This window comes from Acinetobacter calcoaceticus (assembly GCF_900520355.1).
Lineage (GTDB): Bacteria > Pseudomonadota > Gammaproteobacteria > Pseudomonadales > Moraxellaceae > Acinetobacter > Acinetobacter calcoaceticus_C.
In genome coordinates, this window is sequence record NZ_LS999521.1 from 3,518,766 (window position 1) to 3,539,845 (window position 21,080).

At 40.2% G+C, this 21,080-nt stretch carries 18 protein-coding genes; 10 read left to right on the forward strand and 8 right to left on the reverse strand.

All coding sequences use genetic code 11. The features are described from left to right. The first annotated feature begins 30 nt into the window (after nt 1-30). Nucleotides 31-1,743, forward strand: a complete 1,713-nt coding sequence (locus AC2117_RS16870; RefSeq protein ID WP_133975610.1) for an electron transfer flavoprotein-ubiquinone oxidoreductase — start codon at nt 31-33, stop codon at nt 1,741-1,743. A 166-nt stretch (nt 1,744-1,909) separates the two neighbouring features. Here AC2117_RS16870 and tusA read toward each other — a convergent pair whose 3' ends face one another. After that, a complete protein-coding gene (gene tusA, locus AC2117_RS16875) occupies nt 1,910-2,167 on the reverse strand; it encodes a sulfurtransferase TusA (protein ID WP_133975612.1) in 258 nt (85 codons plus the stop codon). 185 nt (nt 2,168-2,352) lie between these two features. Between tusA and AC2117_RS16880 the strand changes: the two genes are divergently transcribed. Together AC2117_RS16880 and lnt are read left to right on the forward strand one after the other, a co-directional pair. Then, the gene (locus tag AC2117_RS16880; RefSeq protein ID WP_133975614.1) at nt 2,353-3,192 is read left to right on the forward strand and encodes an HlyC/CorC family transporter; all 840 of its coding nucleotides are present in this window, start codon (nt 2,353-2,355) and stop codon (nt 3,190-3,192) included. After that, nucleotides 3,189-4,748 (forward strand): apolipoprotein N-acyltransferase, encoded by a 1,560-nt coding sequence (gene lnt / locus AC2117_RS16885; protein WP_133975616.1) that lies wholly within the window; start codon nt 3,189-3,191, stop codon nt 4,746-4,748. Before AC2117_RS16880 ends, lnt begins: the two co-directional genes overlap by 4 nt. Nucleotide 4,749: 1 nt before the next feature. On the opposite strand, the gene AC2117_RS16890 is transcribed toward lnt, so the two are convergent. The 4 genes from AC2117_RS16890 to gspF form a co-directional block, all read right to left on the reverse strand. Next, nucleotides 4,750-5,088, reverse strand: coding sequence for a tRNA-binding protein (locus tag AC2117_RS16890; RefSeq protein WP_133975618.1), 339 nt, complete (start codon nt 5,086-5,088; stop codon nt 4,750-4,752). Nucleotides 5,089-5,233: 145 nt separating this feature from the next. Beyond that, the gene (locus AC2117_RS16895) at nt 5,234-5,578 is read right to left on the reverse strand and encodes a hypothetical protein (protein WP_133975620.1); all 345 of its coding nucleotides are present in this window, start codon (nt 5,576-5,578) and stop codon (nt 5,234-5,236) included. Between the two features lie 269 nt (nt 5,579-5,847). Further along, the gene (gene gspG / locus AC2117_RS16900; RefSeq protein WP_171459100.1) at nt 5,848-6,444 is read right to left on the reverse strand and encodes a type II secretion system major pseudopilin GspG; all 597 of its coding nucleotides are present in this window, start codon (nt 6,442-6,444) and stop codon (nt 5,848-5,850) included. 23 nt (nt 6,445-6,467) lie between these two features. Next, a complete protein-coding gene (gene gspF, locus AC2117_RS16905) occupies nt 6,468-7,673 on the reverse strand; it encodes a type II secretion system inner membrane protein GspF (RefSeq protein WP_133975624.1) in 1,206 nt (401 codons plus the stop codon). Nucleotides 7,674-7,821: 148 nt separating this feature from the next. Between gspF and AC2117_RS16910 the strand changes: the two genes are divergently transcribed. From AC2117_RS16910 to AC2117_RS16935, 6 genes are all read left to right on the forward strand, one after another. After that, nucleotides 7,822-10,050 (forward strand): primosomal protein N', encoded by a 2,229-nt coding sequence (locus AC2117_RS16910; protein WP_133975626.1) that lies wholly within the window; start codon nt 7,822-7,824, stop codon nt 10,048-10,050. A gap of 76 nt (nt 10,051-10,126) precedes the next feature. Then, nucleotides 10,127-11,971 (forward strand): monovalent cation:proton antiporter-2 (CPA2) family protein, encoded by a 1,845-nt coding sequence (locus tag AC2117_RS16915; RefSeq protein WP_133975628.1) that lies wholly within the window; start codon nt 10,127-10,129, stop codon nt 11,969-11,971. Between the two features lie 166 nt (nt 11,972-12,137). Next, nucleotides 12,138-13,013: an Hsp33 family molecular chaperone HslO gene (locus AC2117_RS16920; RefSeq protein ID WP_042894567.1), complete on the forward strand. Its 876-nt coding sequence runs from the start codon at nt 12,138-12,140 to the stop codon at nt 13,011-13,013. 137 nt (nt 13,014-13,150) lie between these two features. Continuing rightward, on the forward strand, nt 13,151-13,762 hold the full coding sequence (locus AC2117_RS16925; protein WP_133975630.1) for a LysE family translocator: 612 nt from the start codon (nt 13,151-13,153) through the stop codon (nt 13,760-13,762). Between the two features lie 169 nt (nt 13,763-13,931). Next, entirely contained in the window at nt 13,932-14,888 is a 957-nt protein-coding gene (locus AC2117_RS16930) for a DnaJ C-terminal domain-containing protein (protein WP_133976420.1), read from the forward strand. Nucleotides 14,889-14,899: 11 nt separating this feature from the next. After that, nucleotides 14,900-15,229 carry a chaperone modulator CbpM gene (locus AC2117_RS16935; protein ID WP_133975632.1) on the forward strand — a complete coding sequence of 110 codons (330 nt, stop codon included), beginning with the start codon at nt 14,900-14,902 and terminating at the stop codon, nt 15,227-15,229. 273 nt (nt 15,230-15,502) lie between these two features. On the opposite strand, the gene AC2117_RS16940 is transcribed toward AC2117_RS16935, so the two are convergent. From AC2117_RS16940 to rpsO, 3 genes are all read right to left on the reverse strand, one after another. Continuing rightward, nucleotides 15,503-16,714 carry a magnesium transporter CorA family protein gene (locus tag AC2117_RS16940; RefSeq protein ID WP_133975634.1) on the reverse strand — a complete coding sequence of 404 codons (1,212 nt, stop codon included), beginning with the start codon at nt 16,712-16,714 and terminating at the stop codon, nt 15,503-15,505. 84 nt (nt 16,715-16,798) lie between these two features. Continuing rightward, on the reverse strand, nt 16,799-18,886 hold the full coding sequence (gene pnp / locus AC2117_RS16945; protein WP_171253655.1) for a polyribonucleotide nucleotidyltransferase: 2,088 nt from the start codon (nt 18,884-18,886) through the stop codon (nt 16,799-16,801). A gap of 260 nt (nt 18,887-19,146) precedes the next feature. Further along, nucleotides 19,147-19,416 carry a 30S ribosomal protein S15 gene (rpsO, locus tag AC2117_RS16950; RefSeq protein WP_042894554.1) on the reverse strand — a complete coding sequence of 90 codons (270 nt, stop codon included), beginning with the start codon at nt 19,414-19,416 and terminating at the stop codon, nt 19,147-19,149. A 210-nt stretch (nt 19,417-19,626) separates the two neighbouring features. Here rpsO and AC2117_RS16955 point away from each other — a divergent pair, with 210 nt between their 5' ends. Further along, nucleotides 19,627-20,925: a serine hydrolase domain-containing protein gene (locus AC2117_RS16955; protein WP_133975636.1), complete on the forward strand. Its 1,299-nt coding sequence runs from the start codon at nt 19,627-19,629 to the stop codon at nt 20,923-20,925. The last annotated feature ends 155 nt before the right edge of the window (nt 20,926-21,080 follow it).

Below are 21,080 nucleotides of genomic sequence, written 5' to 3' on the forward strand. Positions count from 1 at the left end.
TTGCCACCTTTAAGTATTGAGGAGTCCTACATGGAACACATCGAACGTGAATCGATGGAGTTTGACGTTGTCATCGTAGGTGCAGGACCTGCAGGTCTGTCTGCTGCGATTAAGATCCGTCAATTAGCGATTGAAAAAAACTTACCCGATCTTTCTGTTTGTGTAGTTGAAAAAGGCTCTGAAGTAGGTGCGCATATCTTGTCTGGTGCTGTGCTTGAGCCACGTGCCATCAACGAACTTTTCCCGAACTGGAAAGAAGAAGGTGCGCCTCTTAACGTACCTGTAACTGAAGACAAAACTTTCTTCTTGTTATCAGACACCACATCTAAAGAAGTGCCTCACTGGATGGTTCCTAAAACCATGCATAACGATGGCAACTATGTTATCTCTTTAGGTAACGTGGTTCGCTGGTTAGGCCAAAAAGCTGAAGAATTAGAAGTATCTATCTTCCCAGGGTTTGCTGCATCTGAAGTGCTTTACCATGAAGATGGTACTGTAAAAGGTATTCAAACTGGTGACATGGGTATTGGTAAAGATGGCGAGCCAACGCATAACTTTACACCAGGCTATGAACTTCACGCTAAATACACCCTCTTTGCTGAAGGTTGCCGTGGTCACTTAGGTAAAAGCCTGATTGCTAAATACAACCTCGATAAAAATGTTGATCCTCAGCACTACGGTATCGGGATTAAAGAGCTTTGGGAAATCGACCCTGCGAAACATAAACCGGGCTTAGTTATGCACGGTGCAGGCTGGCCATTGGCTGAAACTGCTTCTTCTGGTGGCTGGTGGTTATACCACGCTGAAAACAACCAAGTAACTTTGGGTATGATCGTGGACTTGTCATATGAAAATCCACACATGTATCCATTTATGGAAATGCAGCGCTGGAAAACTCATCCACTGATTAAACAGTTTTTAGAAGGCGGTAAACGTATTTCTTACGGCGCTCGTGCTGTAGTGAAAGGTGGTTTCAACTCATTACCTAAATTGACTTTCCCAGGCGGTTGCTTGATTGGTGATGATGCAGGTTTCTTAAACTTTGCAAAAATCAAAGGCTCTCACACTGCCATGAAATCAGGCATGTTATGTGGTGAAGCTGTTTTTGAAGCCATTGCTGCCGGTGTAGAAAAAGGCGGTGACCTTGCCATTGCACGTGTTACCGAAGGTGAAGATTTATTCACTAAAGAATTGACTTCATACACTGACAAATTCAACAACAGCTGGTTAAAAGAAGAGCTTTATAACTCTCGTAACTTTGGTCCAGCAATGCACAAGTTTGGTCAGTGGATTGGTGGTGCATTTAACTTTATCGACCAGAATGTCTTTAAAGTTCCATTTACTTTGCATGACTTGAAGCAAGACTTCGCTGTATTGAAAACTGTTGATGCGACCAGCTTCAAACCAAACTATCCAAAACCAGATGGCAAGTTAACTTTTGACCGCCTATCTTCTGTGTTTATTTCAAACACTGTTCATGAAGAAAACCAGCCAGCTCACTTGAAGCTGACTGATCCTTCAATTCCAGTGAATGTAAACTTACCGAAATGGGATGAGCCTGCACAACGCTACTGCCCAGCTGGTGTTTACGAAATTATGGAAGATAATGATGGTTCTAAACGCTTCCAGATTAACGCAGCGAACTGTGTTCACTGTAAGACCTGTGACATTAAAGACCCATCTCAAAACATCACATGGGTAACGCCTGAAGGTGGTGGTGGTCCAAACTATCCAAACATGTAATAGAACAGCCACCTTCTCTGCAAAAGCATAGCTTTTGCACTTGCGGCAGGACAAAGCGCTGCTTTGTTCTTCCTGCCTCAGGTGGTGGTGGTCCAAACTATCCAAACATGCAATATAAAAAGCCCCGATTATTCGGGGCTTTTATTCATTTAAAGCTAGAACAACCTTATCCTTTCTGTACCAGATAACGGTATTCTTTATGGTTCTGTTCATCCAGAACTTCTTCTTTGAGCAATAATTCATGCCCTAAATGCATACAAAACTTTGGGATATCCCACGAAGTCGAAGGATCAGTTGCTAACACTTCAACAACATCTCCTGATTTTGCTTTACGAATCGCCTGATGCAACATCATGACAGGTTCAGGACAACGTAAACCACGTGTATTAATTTGGACAGTAGGTGAAATGGATTGTTCCGACATAACAAACTCGAACAAATAGAATTTTCACATTTTAGCATAAACAAATTACTGACCTATTAACTGTAACTAGCATTTACATAACAATATGCGTTTTGTCTTTTAGCTTGTTTTATAGATGCATAAGCATCCTTTCTTCGGTATGATTCAAAGTATTCATTTGATAGATTGAGTCTTTAGGAAAGATCATGCAAGAGGAACCAAGTCCGTCGTGGGGAATGCGCGGCTTACGAAAATGGTTAGGCACAGCACCAGAAACCCGTGATGAATTATTAAAATTAGTCCAAAATTCACGCCGCTTTTTAGAACCAGATACTGTTGCCATGCTTGAAGGTGTTCTTGACCTTCCTGCTACAAAAATTCGTGAAGTCATGACACCACGAACAGCAATGATCAGTTTGCAAGAAGATGATCAGTTACTTGATATTCTTGATGTACTGGTCGAGTCTGCTCACTCACGCTTTCCAGTCTTCTCTTCTGATCAGCCTGATAATGTTGTCGGAATTTTGCTCGCAAAAGATTTATTACCGTTTCTAACTGAACCGAATACCAAAGTTGATATTCGAATTCTTATGCGTCAGCCCTTATTTGTCCCTGAAAGTGCCCGTTCCGATCAGGTACTACGCATGTTAAAACATACTCAAACTCACATTGCTATTGTGATTGATGAATATGGTTCAACAGCAGGTCTTGTTACGCTTGAAGATATTCTTGAAGAGATCGTTGGCGAAATCGAAGATGAACATGACACGGCTGATGAAGATGCTCAGTACATTGTTCCTGACAATGACCATACGGTAGCAAATGCATGGATGGTTCAAGCACTTACACCAATCGAACATTTCAATACTGTTTTAGATGCTGATTTTTCTGACGATGAAGTAGAAACTGTCGGCGGTTTATTGCTTCAAGAAATTGGATTGGTCAGTGATTTACAAGGTCAAACGGTTGAACTTGGGAATTGGTTATTTACAATTGTTGAAGCAGATGCCCGCACTATTCATCTGATTCGAGCTGTACGTCAATGAGAGCATACTTTGAAAAGCTGTTAGATTCTTCGCAACAACCAAAACAGCTTCCTTTTATTTTTCCTTTGCTCATTGCTTTATTTTCAGGTGCCGTGTTCAGTTTTGCGCTGGCACCTTATTATTGGTGGTGGTTGGCAATTTTGTCACCAGCCCTACTCTATGCAACCTTATATAAGCGCTCTGCCAGACAAGCCTTTGCTATTGGTTGGAGTTATGGATTTGGTTTATGGTTTGTGGGGGCTTTCTGGCTCTACACTTCAATCCATGTTTATGGTGATACCAACGCTTTTTTAAGTGTGGGGATGATTGTTATTATGGCCCTTGTGATGGGCTTATTTACCGCATTCCAAACTTGGGTTTACCGACGTTTTTTCCCAGAAACACCACTGACTTTCGCACCACTCTGGATTGTTTTTGAATGGGCTAAAACTTGGGTATTTACAGGTTTTCCATGGCTATTTGTGGGTTACGCTTTTACTGAGCGTTTACTTGATGGCTATGCACCTTTATTCGGTATCTATGCAATTTCCTTTGTAGTGATTATCTTAGCCTGTGCTTTAGTTGAGGTTCTACGTAAACGTCTTTTCTGGATCATCCCTTCTGCCCTGTTAGTTTTGGGTGCATGGGGAGCTTCATATATACAGTTTGTACAACCTAAAGCTGCTAAACCGCTTAGTGTTTCACTCATTCAAGGTAACATTCCACAAGATTTAAAATGGCTAACTGAATATCAAATCAGAACATTAGAAATTTATGCTGGATTGAGTCAATCTGAATGGGGCCGCGACTTAATTGTATGGCCTGAATCTTCAATTCCACTCTTCCAAACTGACATTGAACCGTTTTTAGATGCAATGGATGCACAAGCTAAAAAGAACCACACTGCATGGGTAACTGGAATTCCTTACTGGGATGTGACCAAATCACATGAAGTCGGTACTCCACTGTATTACAACAGTATTATGGCTTCTGGCAGCGATGCAAGTGGTCTATATAAAAAGCAGCGTCTTGTGCCTTTTGGTGAATATATTCCACTCTCAGGCTTACTCTCTTGGGTGCTACCAGCCATGCAAAATGATATTAGCATGAGTGGTTTTTCACGCGGCGAGATTAATCAGAAACCGCTCATGATTAAAGGGCATGCACTTGCTGCTGCGATTTGTTATGAAGTGGCTTATCCAAACCTGACTCGACGTAATGCAGAAAACAGCGACTTTTTAGTGACTGTATCTAATGACGCTTGGTTTACGGGTACTGCTGGGCCGTGGCAACACTTACAAATGGTGCAGATGCGCGCTAAAGAAAATGGCCGCTGGTTTATTCGCGCAACTAACACAGGTATAACAGCGTTTATTGATCAAAATGGTCATATCACTGAACAAGCACCGCTTGATAAAGAGTTTGTATTGAGAGGTGATTTACCTGCTATGCAAGGTCAAACCCTTTATAACCGTTTAGGTGATTATCCAGTTCTAGGATTTGCAGTATTACTGCTGGTTTTAGGTTGGGTCTACCGCCCGCGTAAAGTTGACGTTTCATTTAAGTCACGTCGCTAAACTACAATAACTTTGTACCCAGAGGCACGTCGAACTCTGGGATACAAAGGGCTACATCACCATCTGCATTATGAAACCCTGTCACTAAGCATTCTGACTGAATAGGTCCAATTTGTTTTTTAGGGAAATTCACCACAGCAACGACTAACTTACCAATCAAATCTTGTGGCTGATAAAGCTTAGTAATCTGTGCACTCGATTTACGTATCCCTAACTCTTCACCAAAATCGACATGCAAAATATAGGCAGGTTTACGTGCCTTTTCAAAAACTTCAGCTTCAATAATTTTACCCACTCGAAGCTCTACCTTTGTAAAATCACTCCACTCAATTTGTTCCATTTACTTTTTCTCGTATCCTTAAATATTTGATTTTAAGCATAAAATATGTACAAATAATACTCGTACAACAGTCTGCTTAAATTAAAATAATAAAACGTAGATGTTTAGTCTACGATTTATCTAAAAATTTGGTTTTAAAATATCATTAAAAAGCGATCGATAATTGCAAAGATAAATAGGCGACCAAACTTGATAAAAAGACCATCGGTACATAGCGATAGACTTTAAAAAGCAATTGCTCATATTTAGAAGATATTTGTTTAGCTTGCCAGACGCTCGCTTTTAGAGCAGTAAAAAAACTGACCATCAACCATGCACTCACAATACTGAGGGCGAAGAAACCAATCATGATTTGACTACTCCCTTCTGTATTGAGCCATAAATTTAATGAGACATGCGCAATTGGTAGTAAGCTCAGGATCAACAGGACAGATTTAAGCATTGCCCAATGAAACTGAGTCAGTTCATCTACTATGAGAAATGCTTTCATTTAATCTCTCCATTTTAATGTAATAAAGTACTTTTTATTTATTATGCAAATCTTTTATTTAAATATATAGCTTATTTTTCTCTACATTTTAACTTTCTTGTAACTATTAAATATGGGAATAATTCTTATTATAAGTCTCAAATATAATTATTAACTTTATTTTATATTTTTCATAAACTTACTATATTTTTTGTGATTAAGAAAGATTATCAATTCGTATTTATCGGTTTATATTTTTAAACGAATTGATAATCTCCATTACATTTTAATTAAGGTTGGTAATAAATATCTGCATCATTACCTTCGCCGCCCTCTTTGCCATCTGCACCAAACGAGTACAAATCAAAAGCTCGGCCATCTGCACCTGGAATGACATATTGAACATCATTTTTCCAACTATCTTTAGGGTAGCCACCTTTCACGTATCCACCCGGCATCCAGTTTTTTGCTGTAGCAGGCTGATTAACCAAAGCGTCTAACCCGCCTTCTTGCATAGATGGGAAATGACCGTTATCGAGCTTGTACTGATCTAAAGCACCAGCTACACCTTTTAATGTAATTTGGGTGGTATCAATTTTTGCTTTTTCACTACGACCCATGACGTTTGGTACGATTAGCGCTGCTAAAACACCTAAAATCACAATCACAACCATCACTTCAATGAGGGTAAAGCCTGAGTGAGGATTAGCAAAGCGAAGCTTTGTCCGAACGCAAGATGGAGAGCTATGCTCGGAATGGCACGATTGTGCAATTTGTAAAGCTACGCTTGAGGTATGTTTATCAGAACACGGCTCAAACTGGTTTGAAACCGCAGATTGGCTAAGTTGTTCCATCGCTGTTTCGCTTTGAATATTTTTTACTTTCATCATTATCTCTAATATCAAAGTTATTAAATCATATTGTTCATATTTACGATTGGCAGCATAACCGCGATTACAATAACCAGTACAATGCTTGCCATTAAAACCAGCATAAGCGGTTCAAGTAATGCCAATAAGGTTGAAATAAAGGTCGTAACCTCACGATCTTGCATGGTCGATGCTCGTTCCAACATGCGGTCAAGCTCACCTGATGCCTCACCACTTCGAATCATTTGTACCATCATCGGTGGGAAATAACCACTGCGCTCCAGCTGCGTACCCAAGTTACCACCTTCTGTAACACGCTCGGCAGCTTGGGCAATTGAATCGCGTATGACCCAATTATTGGTGACAGCTGCGCCAATTTTTAAGGCATCGACCAGCGGCACACCTGAACGAGTCAAAATAGACAGGGTACTGGCAAAACGTGCAGAATTAATACCACGTGACAGTTTACCGAATAATGGCAATTTGAGTGTTAATCGATCAAAAGCATAATGCCCAGCTGTTGTTTTTAGAAACCGTACAAATGCGACAATTCCCACAACTGCAAAAATGATAATAAACACCCATGCATGGCGAATAAAATCGCTGGCTTTCATTAAAGCGACCGTAATCCACGGTAGTGCATCTTTATTTTGATCAAAAGTTTTGACAATTTCTGGCACAACAAAAGTCATTAAGCCCATCACAATAGCAAATGACATCAGCATTAAAATGATCGGGTAAATCATAGCTCCCTGAACTTTCTTCTGCATAGCAAAACGGTTTTCGGTGTAGTCCGAAAGCTGATCTAAAATCAGATCTAAATGCCCCGAACGCTCACCTGCAGCAACTGTTGCAATATAGAGGTCCGGAAAACGTCCAGATTGCTGCATACCTTGAGCTAATGAGTGTCCTTCCATGACTCTTGAACGAACAGATGATAAGAGATTTTGCACATGCGCTTTTTCACTTTGTCGGCTCACCGCACGCAGAGCCTCTTCTAGAGGAATTCCGGCTGCAACCAAAACAGAAAGTTGTCTGGTCATGAGTGCCAAGTCATAGGCACTAAACTTTTTTTGAAATAATCCCTGACTCTGATGTTTATCTTTTTGTTCAACAGGGTCAACGCTAATTGGGGTCCATGCTTTATCGCGTAATTGTTGGCGAATCTGGCGTGCTGAGTCTCCCTCAAGCACTCCTTTTTGCTGCTTCCCTGAAGCATCAATGGCAGTAAATTGATATGCAGGCATGGTAATGTTCTAATTTTCCAAAAATAATAGTCGCTGCTGTTGCATCTATGCTACGCAATCATTCATATTCGTTCTATAGCCTGTGTAGAATACCCAAGTCCTCTTCACGACGCTATGCCGTTTTTTAAAATTGACGAAATGAGCCTCTATGACCATAACGCCAAAGCCTAATTCAGTTGTTTATCGTGTGCGTGTTGCCGTACCTGTGCATCTGTACGACACTTTTGACTATACACTCACCGAAGCACAATATGAACGGGCTCAAGTAGGCTCACGCGTCGCTATTTCATTTGGGCGACAGAACCTGATTGGTATCATCACTGAAAAAGTGAATCCACATGAGCCATTTACAGGCAAATTTCAGCTTAAAGCCATTTCTGAACTTTTAGATGAACAACCTATTTTAGATGAACAAGTTTTAAGTTTATTGACATGGTCCGCACAATATTACCAATTTCCAGTTGGCGAGGTCATGCAAACCGCCCTTCCGGCTATACTGCGTCAGGGCAAACCGATGGACGTTTTGTTCCATCTCTGGAAAATTACTCCATGCGACAATGTTGAGGCACTGCTTAAACGTTCAGTAAAGCAACAAGATGCTTATCAGATTTTAAAGTTACATCCTGCTGGAACAACAGAGAATATTTTGAATTTAAGTGGTGTAGAAACTGCAACACTTAAAGCGCTAGAAAAGAAAGGGTTGGTTGAGTGTACGCTTGAACCTCATGATTTTAGTCCAACACCCGTGCAATTGGCACAAATGCCGCTCACGCTAAATGAAGACCAAAAGCAAGCAACCCAACAGGTTATTAAAGCACAGCACCAATACCAAGCATTTTTGCTAGATGGTTTAACGGGTAGTGGTAAAACAGAAGTTTATTTGCACATCATGCACGAGGTGCTAAAGCAAGGTAAACAAGTACTGGTGTTAGTTCCAGAAATTGGTTTAACCCCCCAAACCATTTCCCGTTTTAAGTCTCGTTTTAATTGTGATATTGCACTGTTACATTCAGGCTTAAACGACTCTAAACGCTTGCAAGCATGGCAACAGGCACAGACTGGCAAAGCATCTATTATTTTAGGGACACGCTCTGCCATCTATACACCGCTGCCACGTTTGGGCTTAATCATTTTAGATGAAGAGCATGACCTGTCTTATAAGCAGCAAGAAGGCTTCCGTTACCATGCGCGTGATGTCGCGCTTTATCGCGGTCACCTACAAAGCTGTCCTGTTATTTTAGGTTCAGCAACACCGAGTATTGATAGTTATTATTTAGTCGAAACTGGCAAATTAACTTCACTGCAACTTAACAAGCGTGCAGGCCATGCACTTTTGCCTAAAATGCATTTAATTGACCTTAAAATTGTAAAAAAACAGCATGGTATAAGTCAGCCGTTAATTGAACAAATTAAAAATACATTAGCTAAAAAAGAACAGGTTTTAATCTTTTTAAACCGTCGTGGCTATGCACCTGTGCTGGTCTGCGAAAGCTGTGGATGGCAAGCAAATTGTCCACATTGTGATGCACATTTTACTCTGCACACCCAACCTTATTCTTATTTACATTGTCATCACTGCGGAACCATTCATCGTTTACCAGATCATTGCCCTGAATGTCAGCATAAGAGTTTAAAAACTTTAGGTGCAGGAACAGCCAAGGTCGAAGAACACTTACAAGAATTATTTCCAGAGCATGACGTGATTCGGGTTGACCGCGACAGTACCAGCCGAGTCGGGAGCTGGCAAAAAATCTATGATCGTATTCATCAAAACAAACCAACAATTTTGCTCGGCACGCAAATGTTGGCAAAAGGACATCATTTTCCCCACGTGACCTTGGTTGCCATTTTAGATATTGATGCGGGTTTACTCAGTGTCGATATACGTGCCCCAGAACGTACTGCACAATTGATTGTTCAAGTAGCAGGCCGTGCTGGTCGTGGTGAGCATAAAGGTCATGTTTATTTGCAAACACTAAGACCAGATCATCCATTACTTACTACACTCATCGAAAAAGATTATCGCGCGGTTGCCAAACAGACTCTTGCGGAACGTAAAATTGCTTTACTGCCACCTTATCGCTATGCCGTACTGATACGTGCGGAGTCCAAAGATCGGGACTATACCTTGCATTTTTTAAATGAAGCTGCCGAGCAACTTCGCCAAGTCGCTGGTGAGATTATTGATATTTGGGGACCTATTCCAGCACCAATGGAACGTAAAGCGGGACGCTATCGTGCACATATGGTGATTTTATCTGCTGACCGTGCTCGTCTACATTTTTACTTAAGACAGTGGTGGGCACAATTGGTTCATGCGCCAAGACAACATCAACTCAGACTATCAATTGATGTCGATCCGCAAGAATTTAATTAGATGATTTGAATATCATGGTGTGAAGAAGCCTTTTTGGCTTTACACTTAAAAGAGACTAATACATTCGAGGCAATGGATGTCATTCCTACTGCAAGCAACTATCTTTCTTGGAGCTTCTCTGATTTTAGTCCCTCTTGGCAAACGCCTAGGGATTGCAACAGTTTTAGGTTATTTATTTACAGGAATACTGCTGGGCCCTAGTGTTTTAAATATTGCCCATGACCCTGAAGCAATTATGGAACTTGCCGAATTCGGTGTCATTTTATTGATGTTCCTGATTGGCTTAGAATTAAGACCACAGCGTTTGTGGGAAATGCGTGACTCTATTTTTGTAACGGGAAGTCTGCAAGTTCTTATTAGCGGTGGCGTTCTTATGCTGATCGTACTATTACTATTTCAACAGCAACTTGCTGTCAGTTTTGTGATTGGTTTTGCCCTTGCTCTTTCTTCTACGGCCTTTGTATTACAGCTTCTGACTGAGAAGCAGCAACTCAACACGACCTATGGTCAGCAATCTTTTTCAATTTTGCTATTTCAAGATATAGCTGCGATCCCGTTACTTGCAATTATTCCATTACTCGCAGGAACAGAATCAACCCATCACGGCGTCGCTTATTTTGCGGCTATTATCGCAACATTCACTGGCCTATTTCTGTTTAGTCGTTATGTGATGCGTCCGTTTTTTCGTTTTGTTGCCAAAAGTGGAGCAACTGAACTCATTACAGCAGTAGGATTATTTATTATTCTTGCTGTTGTCTTGCTGATGGATACGTTAGGAATTAGCACCACATTAGGTGCTTTCCTCACAGGCGTATTATTAGCAGATTCCGAATTTCGTCACGAAGTTGAAGCCAGTATTGCACCGTTTAAAGGTTTACTACTTGGCTTATTCTTTATGACTGTGGGCATGACCACTCAACTGTCTTTACTTATTGAAATGCCTTTGCTTATTATTGGTGGAGCAGTCGGCTTATTGCTCATCAAAACGCTTATATTGACCGCCATTGCACGCTATAAAAAGTATAGTTGGAATAACAGCCTACTATTGGGAACTTGTTTAGCTCAAGGCGGTGAGTTTGCTTTCGTCATTTTAAGCTTAGCTAAAAGTGAAAAGATTTTAACTCAAGCTTTATTAGAACCTGTGACGCTTATTGTTACTTTGTCGATGGTACTCACACCAGTGATTTACTGGCTTATGGCGACTAAGGTCATTCCACTTTTTAATAAAGAACGTCCACCTGAGTACGATGAAATTCCTCAGCAAGAAAACCCGATTATCATTGCCGGTTTTGGCCGATTTGGACAAATTATTGCGCGTATTGCCCGTCTACAACATCTTGGGTTTACGGCAATTGACAATAATCTGCATCAGGTCGACTTTGTGCGACGTTACGGCGGATCACTCTATTATGGTGACGTGACTCAACCGGAATTACTTCGCTCTGCTGGTATTGAAAAAGCCAAAGTATTTATTTTAGCGATTGATGATGTTGAAGATTCAATGAATGTCGCTCGCCATCTTAGATTAAATTATCCAAACTTAAGGATATTGGCTCGTGCTCGTGATCGCCATCATGTACATCTTTTAAGAGATTTAGGTGTTGAATATATTTGGCGTGAAACATATTTATCGTCATTAGGAATGGCTTATCGGGCCTTGCGCGAACTCGGGATTTCTGATGAACAAGCCTATAATAATATCGAAATCTTTCGTGACTATGATGAGAAATTGCTCATACAACAGCAAAGTATTTATACTGATGAACAAAAGATATTTGAGACGCATCGTAACGCTTTAGCCGAACTTGAACACTTGTTTGAAAGTGATGCTCAACAACAGGCCACGTCAAAACACGATGTGAATTTAAAGCGTCATTTACAGCCAAATCGTATTGATATTACAAGAGATCATCTAGAATAACTTGAGATTTCAAAAAATGACTATATTAAGGACTTATTCACATTGCCTAAATAATTGGACAATGGGCATCAATAAGCTGCCCCTGTTCGGCTTGCGGCTTCGCTGCATTCCCTAAGCTTGATTAAAAAGAAATTGTTATAATCTGCTTAGGGCCCTGGAGAATATTATGTCTGATTTACGCCAACGCTTTTATATTGAGAACTTTCCAGTTCGTGGGGAAGTAGTTCATCTAGAAGAGGCACTACAAACTATCTTAGCTCAACGTGACTATATGCCTGCGGTTAAAATTCTGCTAGGTGAAATGTTGAGTGCGACTGCATTACTTGCAAGTACACTAAAAATCAAAGGTCGTATCAGCTTGCAAATCCAGGCTAGCGGTACCTTTAAGTGGGCAATGGCTGAATGTAACCATTTAGGAGAAGTTCGTGCTCTTGCTGATTACGAAACAGATCCACGCTTCATTGAAGCAACAGACAGCAGCACAGTTCTCGGCGCTTTAGTTAATCCTCTTTTATTTATTAATATCGAACCGGAATTTGGCGAGCGTTATCAAGGGATCGTGCCACTTGATCAAGTAACCTTAGCAGGTTGCCTCATGCAGTATTACGATTTGTCTGCACAAATTCCAACTCGCATTGTGTTAGCGAGTACGACAAAACGCTCTGGTGGTTTACTGATTCAGCTTTTACCACGTCATAATGAAGAAGAGCAAAACTTGGTCGATGAAGATTTATGGCCACGCTTGACCATGTTAACTGAAACATTAAAAGCTGAAGAGCTCACCAATTTAGATGCAAACGAAATCTTGTATCGTTTATATAACGAAGAAGAAGTTCGTTTACCAGAAATTGAAGCACTCAAATTTGGTTGTACATGTTCAAAAGAACGCTGTGCAAATGCGCTGATTCAAATTGGTGTAGACGCTGTTCATGAAACATTAGAAGATCAGAACCCTATTCGTATGGATTGCCAGTTCTGTAATACTCAATACACCTTTACCGCTGAAGAAGCTTTAGCGCTATTCGGTGAACACTTGAGTTAATCTTTAAGCTTTATAAAAAGGCGGATATACCGCCTTTTTATTTGTCTGTACTTTTGATGATAATTTTCAATATCTTATTTTAAATAAGATAATATAAAGCTACTTTATAGCCTAATAAATAAGATGCTTAAAACGCCATGAATTATTTTGATTATTTTCTCTTTATTTTTAGTGTAGTTATTATGATTGCCACCCCTGGCCCTGTGATGATTTTAGTTGCAAGTGCTGGACTTAAAGGGGGTTATAAAAAAGCACTTGAAACCATTTTTGGTACAAATTTAGCTTCCCTTATTTTAATTTTTATTTCGGTACTTGTTTTAAAAGGAGTACTGAGTGTTAACGATAGTTATCTCAATATTATTCGTATTTTAGGTTGCCTCTATATTGGATATTTAGGTTTCACTATTCTTAAAGAAGTCATTCAGGCACCTCATCCCGAAGCCATACAAACAGTTTCGGCACAAAATGGTGGCTTCAAAAAGGGATTTTTAGTCGGAATCTCCAATCCTAAAGATATTATTTTTTTCTCGGCTTTCTTTCCGCAGTTTGTTTCTATTACGCCACAGCTAGATTTCAGCTTAACGATACTCACGCTGACATGGATCGTTTTAGACTTCTTAACTTTATCTTTGGTTTATGTATTTTTCCGCAGACTTTCTAATAGCCATTTATATCCAAAAATATTAGGACTTTGTGGTCTATTACTTTTATTAATTGCGATTTATGGCTTGTACCAAACTTTTAGTTAGACCGCATAGAACTATTCAATGAAATGTAGAAATATTGATTTGATATTCTTTTCAATTTTAATATTTTTGTTCATTTAAAACCGAACAAGTCTTATACAATCTAGGTCATTGAATTCTTTTTGAATCATTTCATAATGAAAGAAACATCATTGTGATCGTCACCAATATCATGACTAAAAATTACTATGAAGAATTAGGTGTTACACGAGACGCCTCTGCTGATGAAATTAAAAAAGCCTATCGAAAGTTGGCTCGTAAGTATCACCCTGACGTTAGCAAAGAAAAAGATGCTGAAGAAAAAATGCAGGCGCTTAATGTCGCCTACGACACGCTCAGTCATGCTGAAAAAAAAGCTGAATATGACCAGATGCTTGACTACCCACAAGGTTTCAATCACTTTGGTCAAGGTGCTGCTCAAGGTGGCTTTGATGGAGCACAGTTTTATCGTCAAGGATTTACAGGTGGTGAGCAAGCAGACTTTAGCGGTTTTGAGGACTTATTTGGTCGTTTTGGTGCAGGATTTGGTGGTGGACAACAGCAATACCAAAGACAACAGCGTAGTTATCGCGGTGAAGACCAGCATGCGAGCATAGAAGTTGATCTAGATATTGCCTATCAGGGAACAACCCAGCAAATTACATTACAAATTCCGACCATTAATGCTTATGGTGAACCTGAAGTCCAACGTAAAACCCTTCAAGTCAAAATTCCAAAAGGCATGAAAGAAGGTCAGCAAATACGCTTAAGTGGACAAGGGCAAAGTGGTATCAATGGCGGTGCTAATGGCGATCTCTATATTGAGATTCAATATAAGGATACAGACCGTGTACATGTTGAAGGAAGTGATGTATACCTAACTATAGATGTAGCGCCATGGGAAGCAGCCTTAGGTCAAGGTGTGGAACTAAAAACCCCTGCTGGTCCACTCCATGTAAATTTACCTAAAAATGCAAAACAAGGACAACAGCTACGTTTAAAAGACAAAGGAATACCCAATAAAACACCTGGCCATTTATACTTAATTTTAAATATTGTATTTCCACCTGCGCATTCTGAAAAAGAAAAACAAGCCTATCAGCAACTGGCAGAAGCCTTTGCTTCATTTGAACCTCGTTCAACTCATTAGGGAGCAAGATTATGACAACCATTCATTATCGAGAAATTGTATATGACGGCCATACCTTTAATGCTGAGGTCGTTGACGAACAATCTACGTTTGATCTACAACAATTTGCTCAAGCTTGCGGTCAAAGCCCTGACTGGATCATTCAGCTAATTGAATATGACATTTTATCGGTCAATAACACACCTGAAAAACACCAGTTTATGGGCGAAGATGTCGCTCGTGCACGTAAAGCTTATCGGCTACAACGTGACTTCGACGCGAGTTTGGCAGCAGTTGCCGTGATGCTAGATTTGATTGATGAAGTACAGCAATTAAGAAAACAATTAAGGCATTTTCATTAAGACTAGATAGTCACGACGGAGTCCTATCGGTATTCAATATCTATTCCGTCAGCTAATTATGTTACTTTTGTTTTGGCATGAGTAGCGAAGCTAAGCAAGGCCAAAACCAGTGATATTGAAGTGCGTACTAAGGTCAAAGTTATATTTGAACGTAAGCTACGCACTTCGTTTGTCTTGCACTCGAAGCAAACGATGTTTGCTTTTTCTCGCTCAGGTTGTGGATGATCCTTAGCTCAAGCAAATTCGAAACAAATTTGAATAAAAATTGTAGAACTATTTCAACCGAGTAATCTTCTCCAACTCCTTAACAGTCTGCTTAATCGGCTCATATTCTAAAAACCAGAATAGATTCATACGATCTTGGCGATGTTGTTGCGCCAATAAATCAATAACACTTTTTTCGCCTCGCCCAACCAAATGCTGTCGATAAAAATAGTACAACAACAAAATAGTGCTAATCAGCATAACCCCTAACATAATCCAGAAACCGATTGGTGATTTAAGCCCGGGAATAAACTCAAAATTCATTCCATAAATACCGGTTAATAGGGTGAGAGGTGCGAAAACAGCAGTAATAATTGCAAGAATTCGCATGTTTTCATTGGTTTGATTCGCAATAGCAGAAAAATGTAAATCAATTGCGGACTGAATTGCGCTACGTAACCGCAACGTATGTTTCTGAATCCGTTCAACATGGCTCATTAAATCATTTAAACGAACCAGTAAAATATCTTGAGAGTTACGGATGTGACCACCAACAACATGATGGTAATTTTCTACAATTTCATCCCGAAATTCTTGCAGGGTTTCGATTTGTTCTTCGCATAAATTTTCGACCTGTTGAAAGGCCATATTTTCATGGAATAGCTGGTGCCACTGTTTAAAACGGCGATTACCCTGTAACAATTGTTGTTGCCAATGCTCGACTCTTCTCGTCAATGGCGAGCGGATATCGAGATAGCCATCGACCATACTATTTAAAAGACGTAACGATAAATCGACGGGTGAATTCGGTAATTTACGGGTTTTATTCTGTTCTTCTAAAGTTCTACATAAAATATTTTCTAGACGTTGAATATAGTTTTCAATCGACTTATTCCCCTGCTCGCGCACACTAATCAGTACATCAGGTGTCAAAATAAAACTAATAGGTGTCGTCGCTAAACCAAAAACACTATCTTGTGATTCTGCTTGTTTAATTTCATCGTCAGGTGTGACCAGTTTCTTAAAAATTAATAGGTCATATTCTTCAAGCGTGTCAAATGCACAGGGATGTTCAATATTGGCAATATCCCGCATATGGAACTCATTGATAACCACACCTGAAAGATTTTGAATCTCTTGTTGCCATTCTTCGTTATGGTTAACCACATCCGTTCTGACACTATCAATCCAGAAAAACTCCAGAACATGTTCACTATGCTGTTCACGGCTTAAAAAGACATAGCCGTCGCTTTGATGGCGATAAAAGTAATAAACCTGCATACCACAACGATCTGTTTTGTATTACTTGCATCATGCCATAAAAAAAGTCCGCATCAAGCGGACTTTTTCATGTCACTAGAACAATTATGCTTGTTCAATATCTTTCATAGTCAATTTAATACGACCACGATTATCAACATCAGCAACTTGTACTTTCACTTCCTGACCTTCTGTAAGAACATCAGTTACATTCGCAATACGTTCATTTGAAATTTGTGAAATGTGAAGAAGACCATCAGTACCCGGCATGATATTTACAAACGCACCGAATTCTACAATACGGATTACTTTACCATCATAGATTTTGCCTGGTTCAACTTCAGCAGTAAGTGCTTGAATTTTTGCAATCGCAGCACGAGCAGCAGCTTTAGTTTCACCAAATACACGAACTGTACCATTGTCTTCGATATCAATCGCAGCCTTGGTCTCTTCTGTAATGGCACGAATCGTTGCTCCACCTTTACCAATAACATCACGGATCTTGTCTGGATTGATGTTAATGACTTCAAATGTCGGTGCATGAGCACTGATTTCAGGACGAGCACGTGAAATGACTTTATTCATTTCATTAAGGATGTGCATACGACCAGCAAATGCTTGGTTTAATGCAGCTTCCATAATTTCTTCAGTAATACCTTCAATCTTGATGTCCATTTGAAGTGCAGTAATACCGTTTGCAGAACCTGCTACTTTAAAGTCCATATCACCTAAGTGATCTTCATCACCTAAGATGTCAGAAAGTACTGCAAAACGCTCACCTTCTTTCACTAAGCCCATTGCGATACCAGCAACTGGTGCTTTAAGTGGAACACCTGCATCCATAAGTGATAATGACGCACCACATACAGAAGCCATTGAAGATGAACCGTTAGATTCAGTAATGTCAGATACAATACGAATAACATACGGGAAGCGGTCAGCAGCAGGAAGAACTGCTTGAACACCACGACGTGCTAAACGACCATGACCGATTTCACGACGCTTAGGACCAGATTCACGACCTGTTTCACCTACAGAATATGCAGGGAAGTTGTAGTGCAACATGAAGTTGTCAGTTTTCGTACCTGACAATGTATCAACCATCAATGCATCACGAGTATTACCCAAAGTCGTTGTTACTAATGCCTGAGTTTCACCACGTGTAAATAATGCAGAACCGTGAGCACGGTCTAATACACCAACTTGAACGTCGATACCACGAACAGTTTTAGTATCACGACCATCAATACGTGGTTTACCTGACAAGATGTTGTCACGTACTGTACGGTATTTAAGGTCTTCAAATAATTCGTTTACTTCGTCAGCAATACCAGTTTCGTCATTTTCAGGAACGAACTGAGCTACAGCTTCTGCATAAAGTGCATCAAGTGCTGCATAACGATCTTGTTTAACCGCAATCGTATATGCTTCAGAAATTTTAGCTTCGAAAGCTGCTTTTAATTGCTCAAGAAGAGCTTCGTTTTTGCTTGGAGCAACCCAAGTTGATTCAACTGCACCAGCAGCAGCAGCAAATTCTTTAATTGCTTGAACAGCAATTTGCATTTCGTCATGACCGAAAAGTACAGCACCTAACATTTGGTCTTCTGAAAGTTCTTTCGCTTCAGATTCAACCATTAGTACCGCAGATTCAGTACCCGCAACAACAAGGTCAAGGTCACTTTCTTTCAATTGTTCGTGGGTTGGGTTAAGAATATATTCGCCGTTGATTAAACCAACACGTGCGCCTGCAATTGGACCACGGAATGGAACACTTGCAATTGACATTGCAGCTGAAGCACCGATCATTGCAGCAATGTCAGCATCCATAGTTTTGTCAGAGGAAACAACAGTTGCTGTTACTTGGATTTCGTTATAGAAACCTTCTGGGAACAATGGACGAATTGGACGGTCAATAAGACGTGAAATTAAAGTTTCAGCTTCAGACTGACGACCTTCACGTTTACCATAACCACCTGGGATACGACCCGCAGCATATTGTTTTTCTTGATAGTTAACTGTTAAGGGGAAGAAGTCCTGACCCGCTTTTGCTTTAGGTTGAGCAACAACTGCAACTAAAACAGTTACGCCACCCATTGTAACTAAAACTGTATTTGCTTGACGTGCAACACGACCTGTTTCTAAAACAACAGTGTGTTGACCATATTGGAATTCTTTACGAACGATATTAAACATTGACATGTATTGTATTTTCCTAATTTTATTCTAGTGAGACCCCTAAGGTTTGGCATTCAGACTACAACTATTGGTAGATAAATGACAAAGCTTAGAAGCCATCACACTAGGGCAAAAATTTTAAATAATATTAAACGCAAAGAAGGAGCGCACAAGCGCCCCTTCTCTAAACATCACTTAACCTAAAATTAAGTGAAACTCTCTTTTCAGCGATAAAGCATTGCGACATGCGAAATAGCGAAAACAAAGTAAAAATCGAATTAACGACGTAAACCTAAAGCACCGATCAATGCAACGTAACGACCGTGGTCTTTACCATTTAAATAGTCAAGCAATTTACGACGTTGGTTAACCATACGAATCAAACCACGACGGCTATGATGGTCGTGTTTGTGAGCTTTAAAGTGGCCTTGTAAATCATTGATTTGAGCACTTAATAAAGCTACTTGTACTTCTGGTGAACCAGTGTCGTTTTCAGCGCGAGCAAATTTAGCAATGATCTCTGCGCGGTCTGCATTAGTTAAAGCCATTCGATTTCTCCGAGATGCTTAAAAAAGTAAACGATATGAATCAGTTGAGGCAACTGACTGCCGTGCATCACTACAGCAAGTTGTCTATTTTAAGGTATCTATAGGTGGATTGCAAAATAGTTTTCAGTAACTTGTCATTTTAGACACTGACATGGGCATATTAACCCTGCACACTAGCTTTGAATAAAAAGAAAGAAGCGCGAGGGACGTGTGAAAATTTTTTCAACCAACACTTGTCCAGTTCCGGACAATATTGAGCAAGTTATTCGTCGTCAAGATGAAGTTGCTGCTGAACAAGGTGGAATGACTGAACGCCAGATTCAAAAAATCTGGAACAGTGTAGAAGCACTATATAAAACTGGAAATTATCCACTCATTACCTTCTGCCTACGCAGACAAGGTAAAATTTTGCTAAACAGAAGCATTGGATATGCCCAAGGGAACTCTCCAGCAGGACTACAAGAGAATGCCTTGATTGCAACTCCAGATACGCCCGTTTGCCTGTTTTCAGCATCAAAAATGATCACCGCCATGCTAATTCATCTATTAGATGAAAAAGGCGAAATCAATTTGCTTGATCCTGTGAGCTACTATATTCCTGAATATGGTGTTAACGGTAAGCGCCGTGCAACCATCTTTCATTTATTAGCACACCGTGGCGGCATTCCCTATATTGATGGCGATGTCACGCCCGAACTATTATTTGATAAAGATGAAATTTTAAAACGTTTATATGCAGCCAAACCAGTGTCTCCTGCTGGTAATCATCTTGCCTATCATGCTGTTACGGCAGGTTATATTTTAGGAGAAGTGATTGAACGGGTAACTGGGCAAGATTTACGTGAATTTGTGCATCAAACTATCGAAAAACCGATGGGAATGCCTTATTTCAATTATGGTTTAAAACCAGAATACCGCTCAGAGGTTGCTTTAAACTGTGCAACGGGTCTACACCCTCGCCTTGGTACCGATCACTACCTGAACCATGTATTAGGTGGGGGGTTGCAACTTGCAGTTGATGTCACTAACGACAACCGTTTCATGGACACAATTTGCCCTGCCGGAAATATCTATACCAGCGCAGAACAAGCTGGACGCTTCTTTGAAATGCTTTTAAGTGGAGGAAGCTATGGCGGTCAGCAAATTTTCAGTGAGAAAACGATTTTCAGGGCAACACTGCCGACCACAGGCGTTAACATTGATCGTACTTTATTAATTCCAATGCGCTATGCCTTAGGACCAATGTTAGGTAGTAACCCTGTAGGTCTTTTTGGTCCAATGACGGGACAAGCTTTTGGACATTTAGGGTTTTCCAATATTTTATGTTGGGCCGACCCTGAAAGAGATATTAGTGTGTCTTTGTTAACAACGGGCAAATCTGTAGTGGGAACACATCTCCCTGCTTTAGCCAACGTGCTTTATCAGATTTCAACGCAATGTCCCCGCATCCCTAGAGATCAACGCCGATCTTTGTTTGGTAGTGACTCTCATGAAACTAACTTAGTGTAAAAGCAAATAAAAAACCCAAGCATTTCTGCTTGGGTTTTTTGCGCTGTAGTTTTTGTTTATCGTGTTATTTCTGTTTTTATTATCGTTGGTGAGATGCTAGTCACATCCTTCTTGTTGTTTTAACTCACTTCCGTTGTTTTTGTTTCTATTTCCTT

What these genes read in the sequence shown, in the direction of transcription:
- AC2117_RS16870 (WP_133975610.1), top strand. Translation starts at nt 31, where the DNA reads ATGGAACACATCGAACGTGAATCGATGGAGTTTGACGTTGTCATCGTA.
- tusA (WP_133975612.1), bottom strand. Translation starts at nt 2,167, where the DNA reads ATGTCGGAACAATCCATTTCACCTACTGTCCAAATTAATACACGTGGT.
- AC2117_RS16880 (WP_133975614.1), top strand. Translation starts at nt 2,353, where the DNA reads ATGCAAGAGGAACCAAGTCCGTCGTGGGGAATGCGCGGCTTACGAAAA.
- lnt (WP_133975616.1), top strand. Translation starts at nt 3,189, where the DNA reads ATGAGAGCATACTTTGAAAAGCTGTTAGATTCTTCGCAACAACCAAAA.
- AC2117_RS16890 (WP_133975618.1), bottom strand. Translation starts at nt 5,088, where the DNA reads ATGGAACAAATTGAGTGGAGTGATTTTACAAAGGTAGAGCTTCGAGTG.
- AC2117_RS16895 (WP_133975620.1), bottom strand. Translation starts at nt 5,578, where the DNA reads ATGAAAGCATTTCTCATAGTAGATGAACTGACTCAGTTTCATTGGGCA.
- gspG (WP_171459100.1), bottom strand. Translation starts at nt 6,444, where the DNA reads ATGAAAGTAAAAAATATTCAAAGCGAAACAGCGATGGAACAACTTAGC.
- gspF (WP_133975624.1), bottom strand. Translation starts at nt 7,673, where the DNA reads ATGCCTGCATATCAATTTACTGCCATTGATGCTTCAGGGAAGCAGCAA.
- AC2117_RS16910 (WP_133975626.1), top strand. Translation starts at nt 7,822, where the DNA reads ATGACCATAACGCCAAAGCCTAATTCAGTTGTTTATCGTGTGCGTGTT.
- AC2117_RS16915 (WP_133975628.1), top strand. Translation starts at nt 10,127, where the DNA reads ATGTCATTCCTACTGCAAGCAACTATCTTTCTTGGAGCTTCTCTGATT.
- AC2117_RS16920 (WP_042894567.1), top strand. Translation starts at nt 12,138, where the DNA reads ATGTCTGATTTACGCCAACGCTTTTATATTGAGAACTTTCCAGTTCGT.
- AC2117_RS16925 (WP_133975630.1), top strand. Translation starts at nt 13,151, where the DNA reads ATGAATTATTTTGATTATTTTCTCTTTATTTTTAGTGTAGTTATTATG.
- AC2117_RS16930 (WP_133976420.1), top strand. Translation starts at nt 13,932, where the DNA reads ATGACTAAAAATTACTATGAAGAATTAGGTGTTACACGAGACGCCTCT.
- AC2117_RS16935 (WP_133975632.1), top strand. Translation starts at nt 14,900, where the DNA reads ATGACAACCATTCATTATCGAGAAATTGTATATGACGGCCATACCTTT.
- AC2117_RS16940 (WP_133975634.1), bottom strand. Translation starts at nt 16,714, where the DNA reads ATGCAGGTTTATTACTTTTATCGCCATCAAAGCGACGGCTATGTCTTT.
- pnp (WP_171253655.1), bottom strand. Translation starts at nt 18,886, where the DNA reads ATGTTTAATATCGTTCGTAAAGAATTCCAATATGGTCAACACACTGTT.
- rpsO (WP_042894554.1), bottom strand. Translation starts at nt 19,416, where the DNA reads ATGGCTTTAACTAATGCAGACCGCGCAGAGATCATTGCTAAATTTGCT.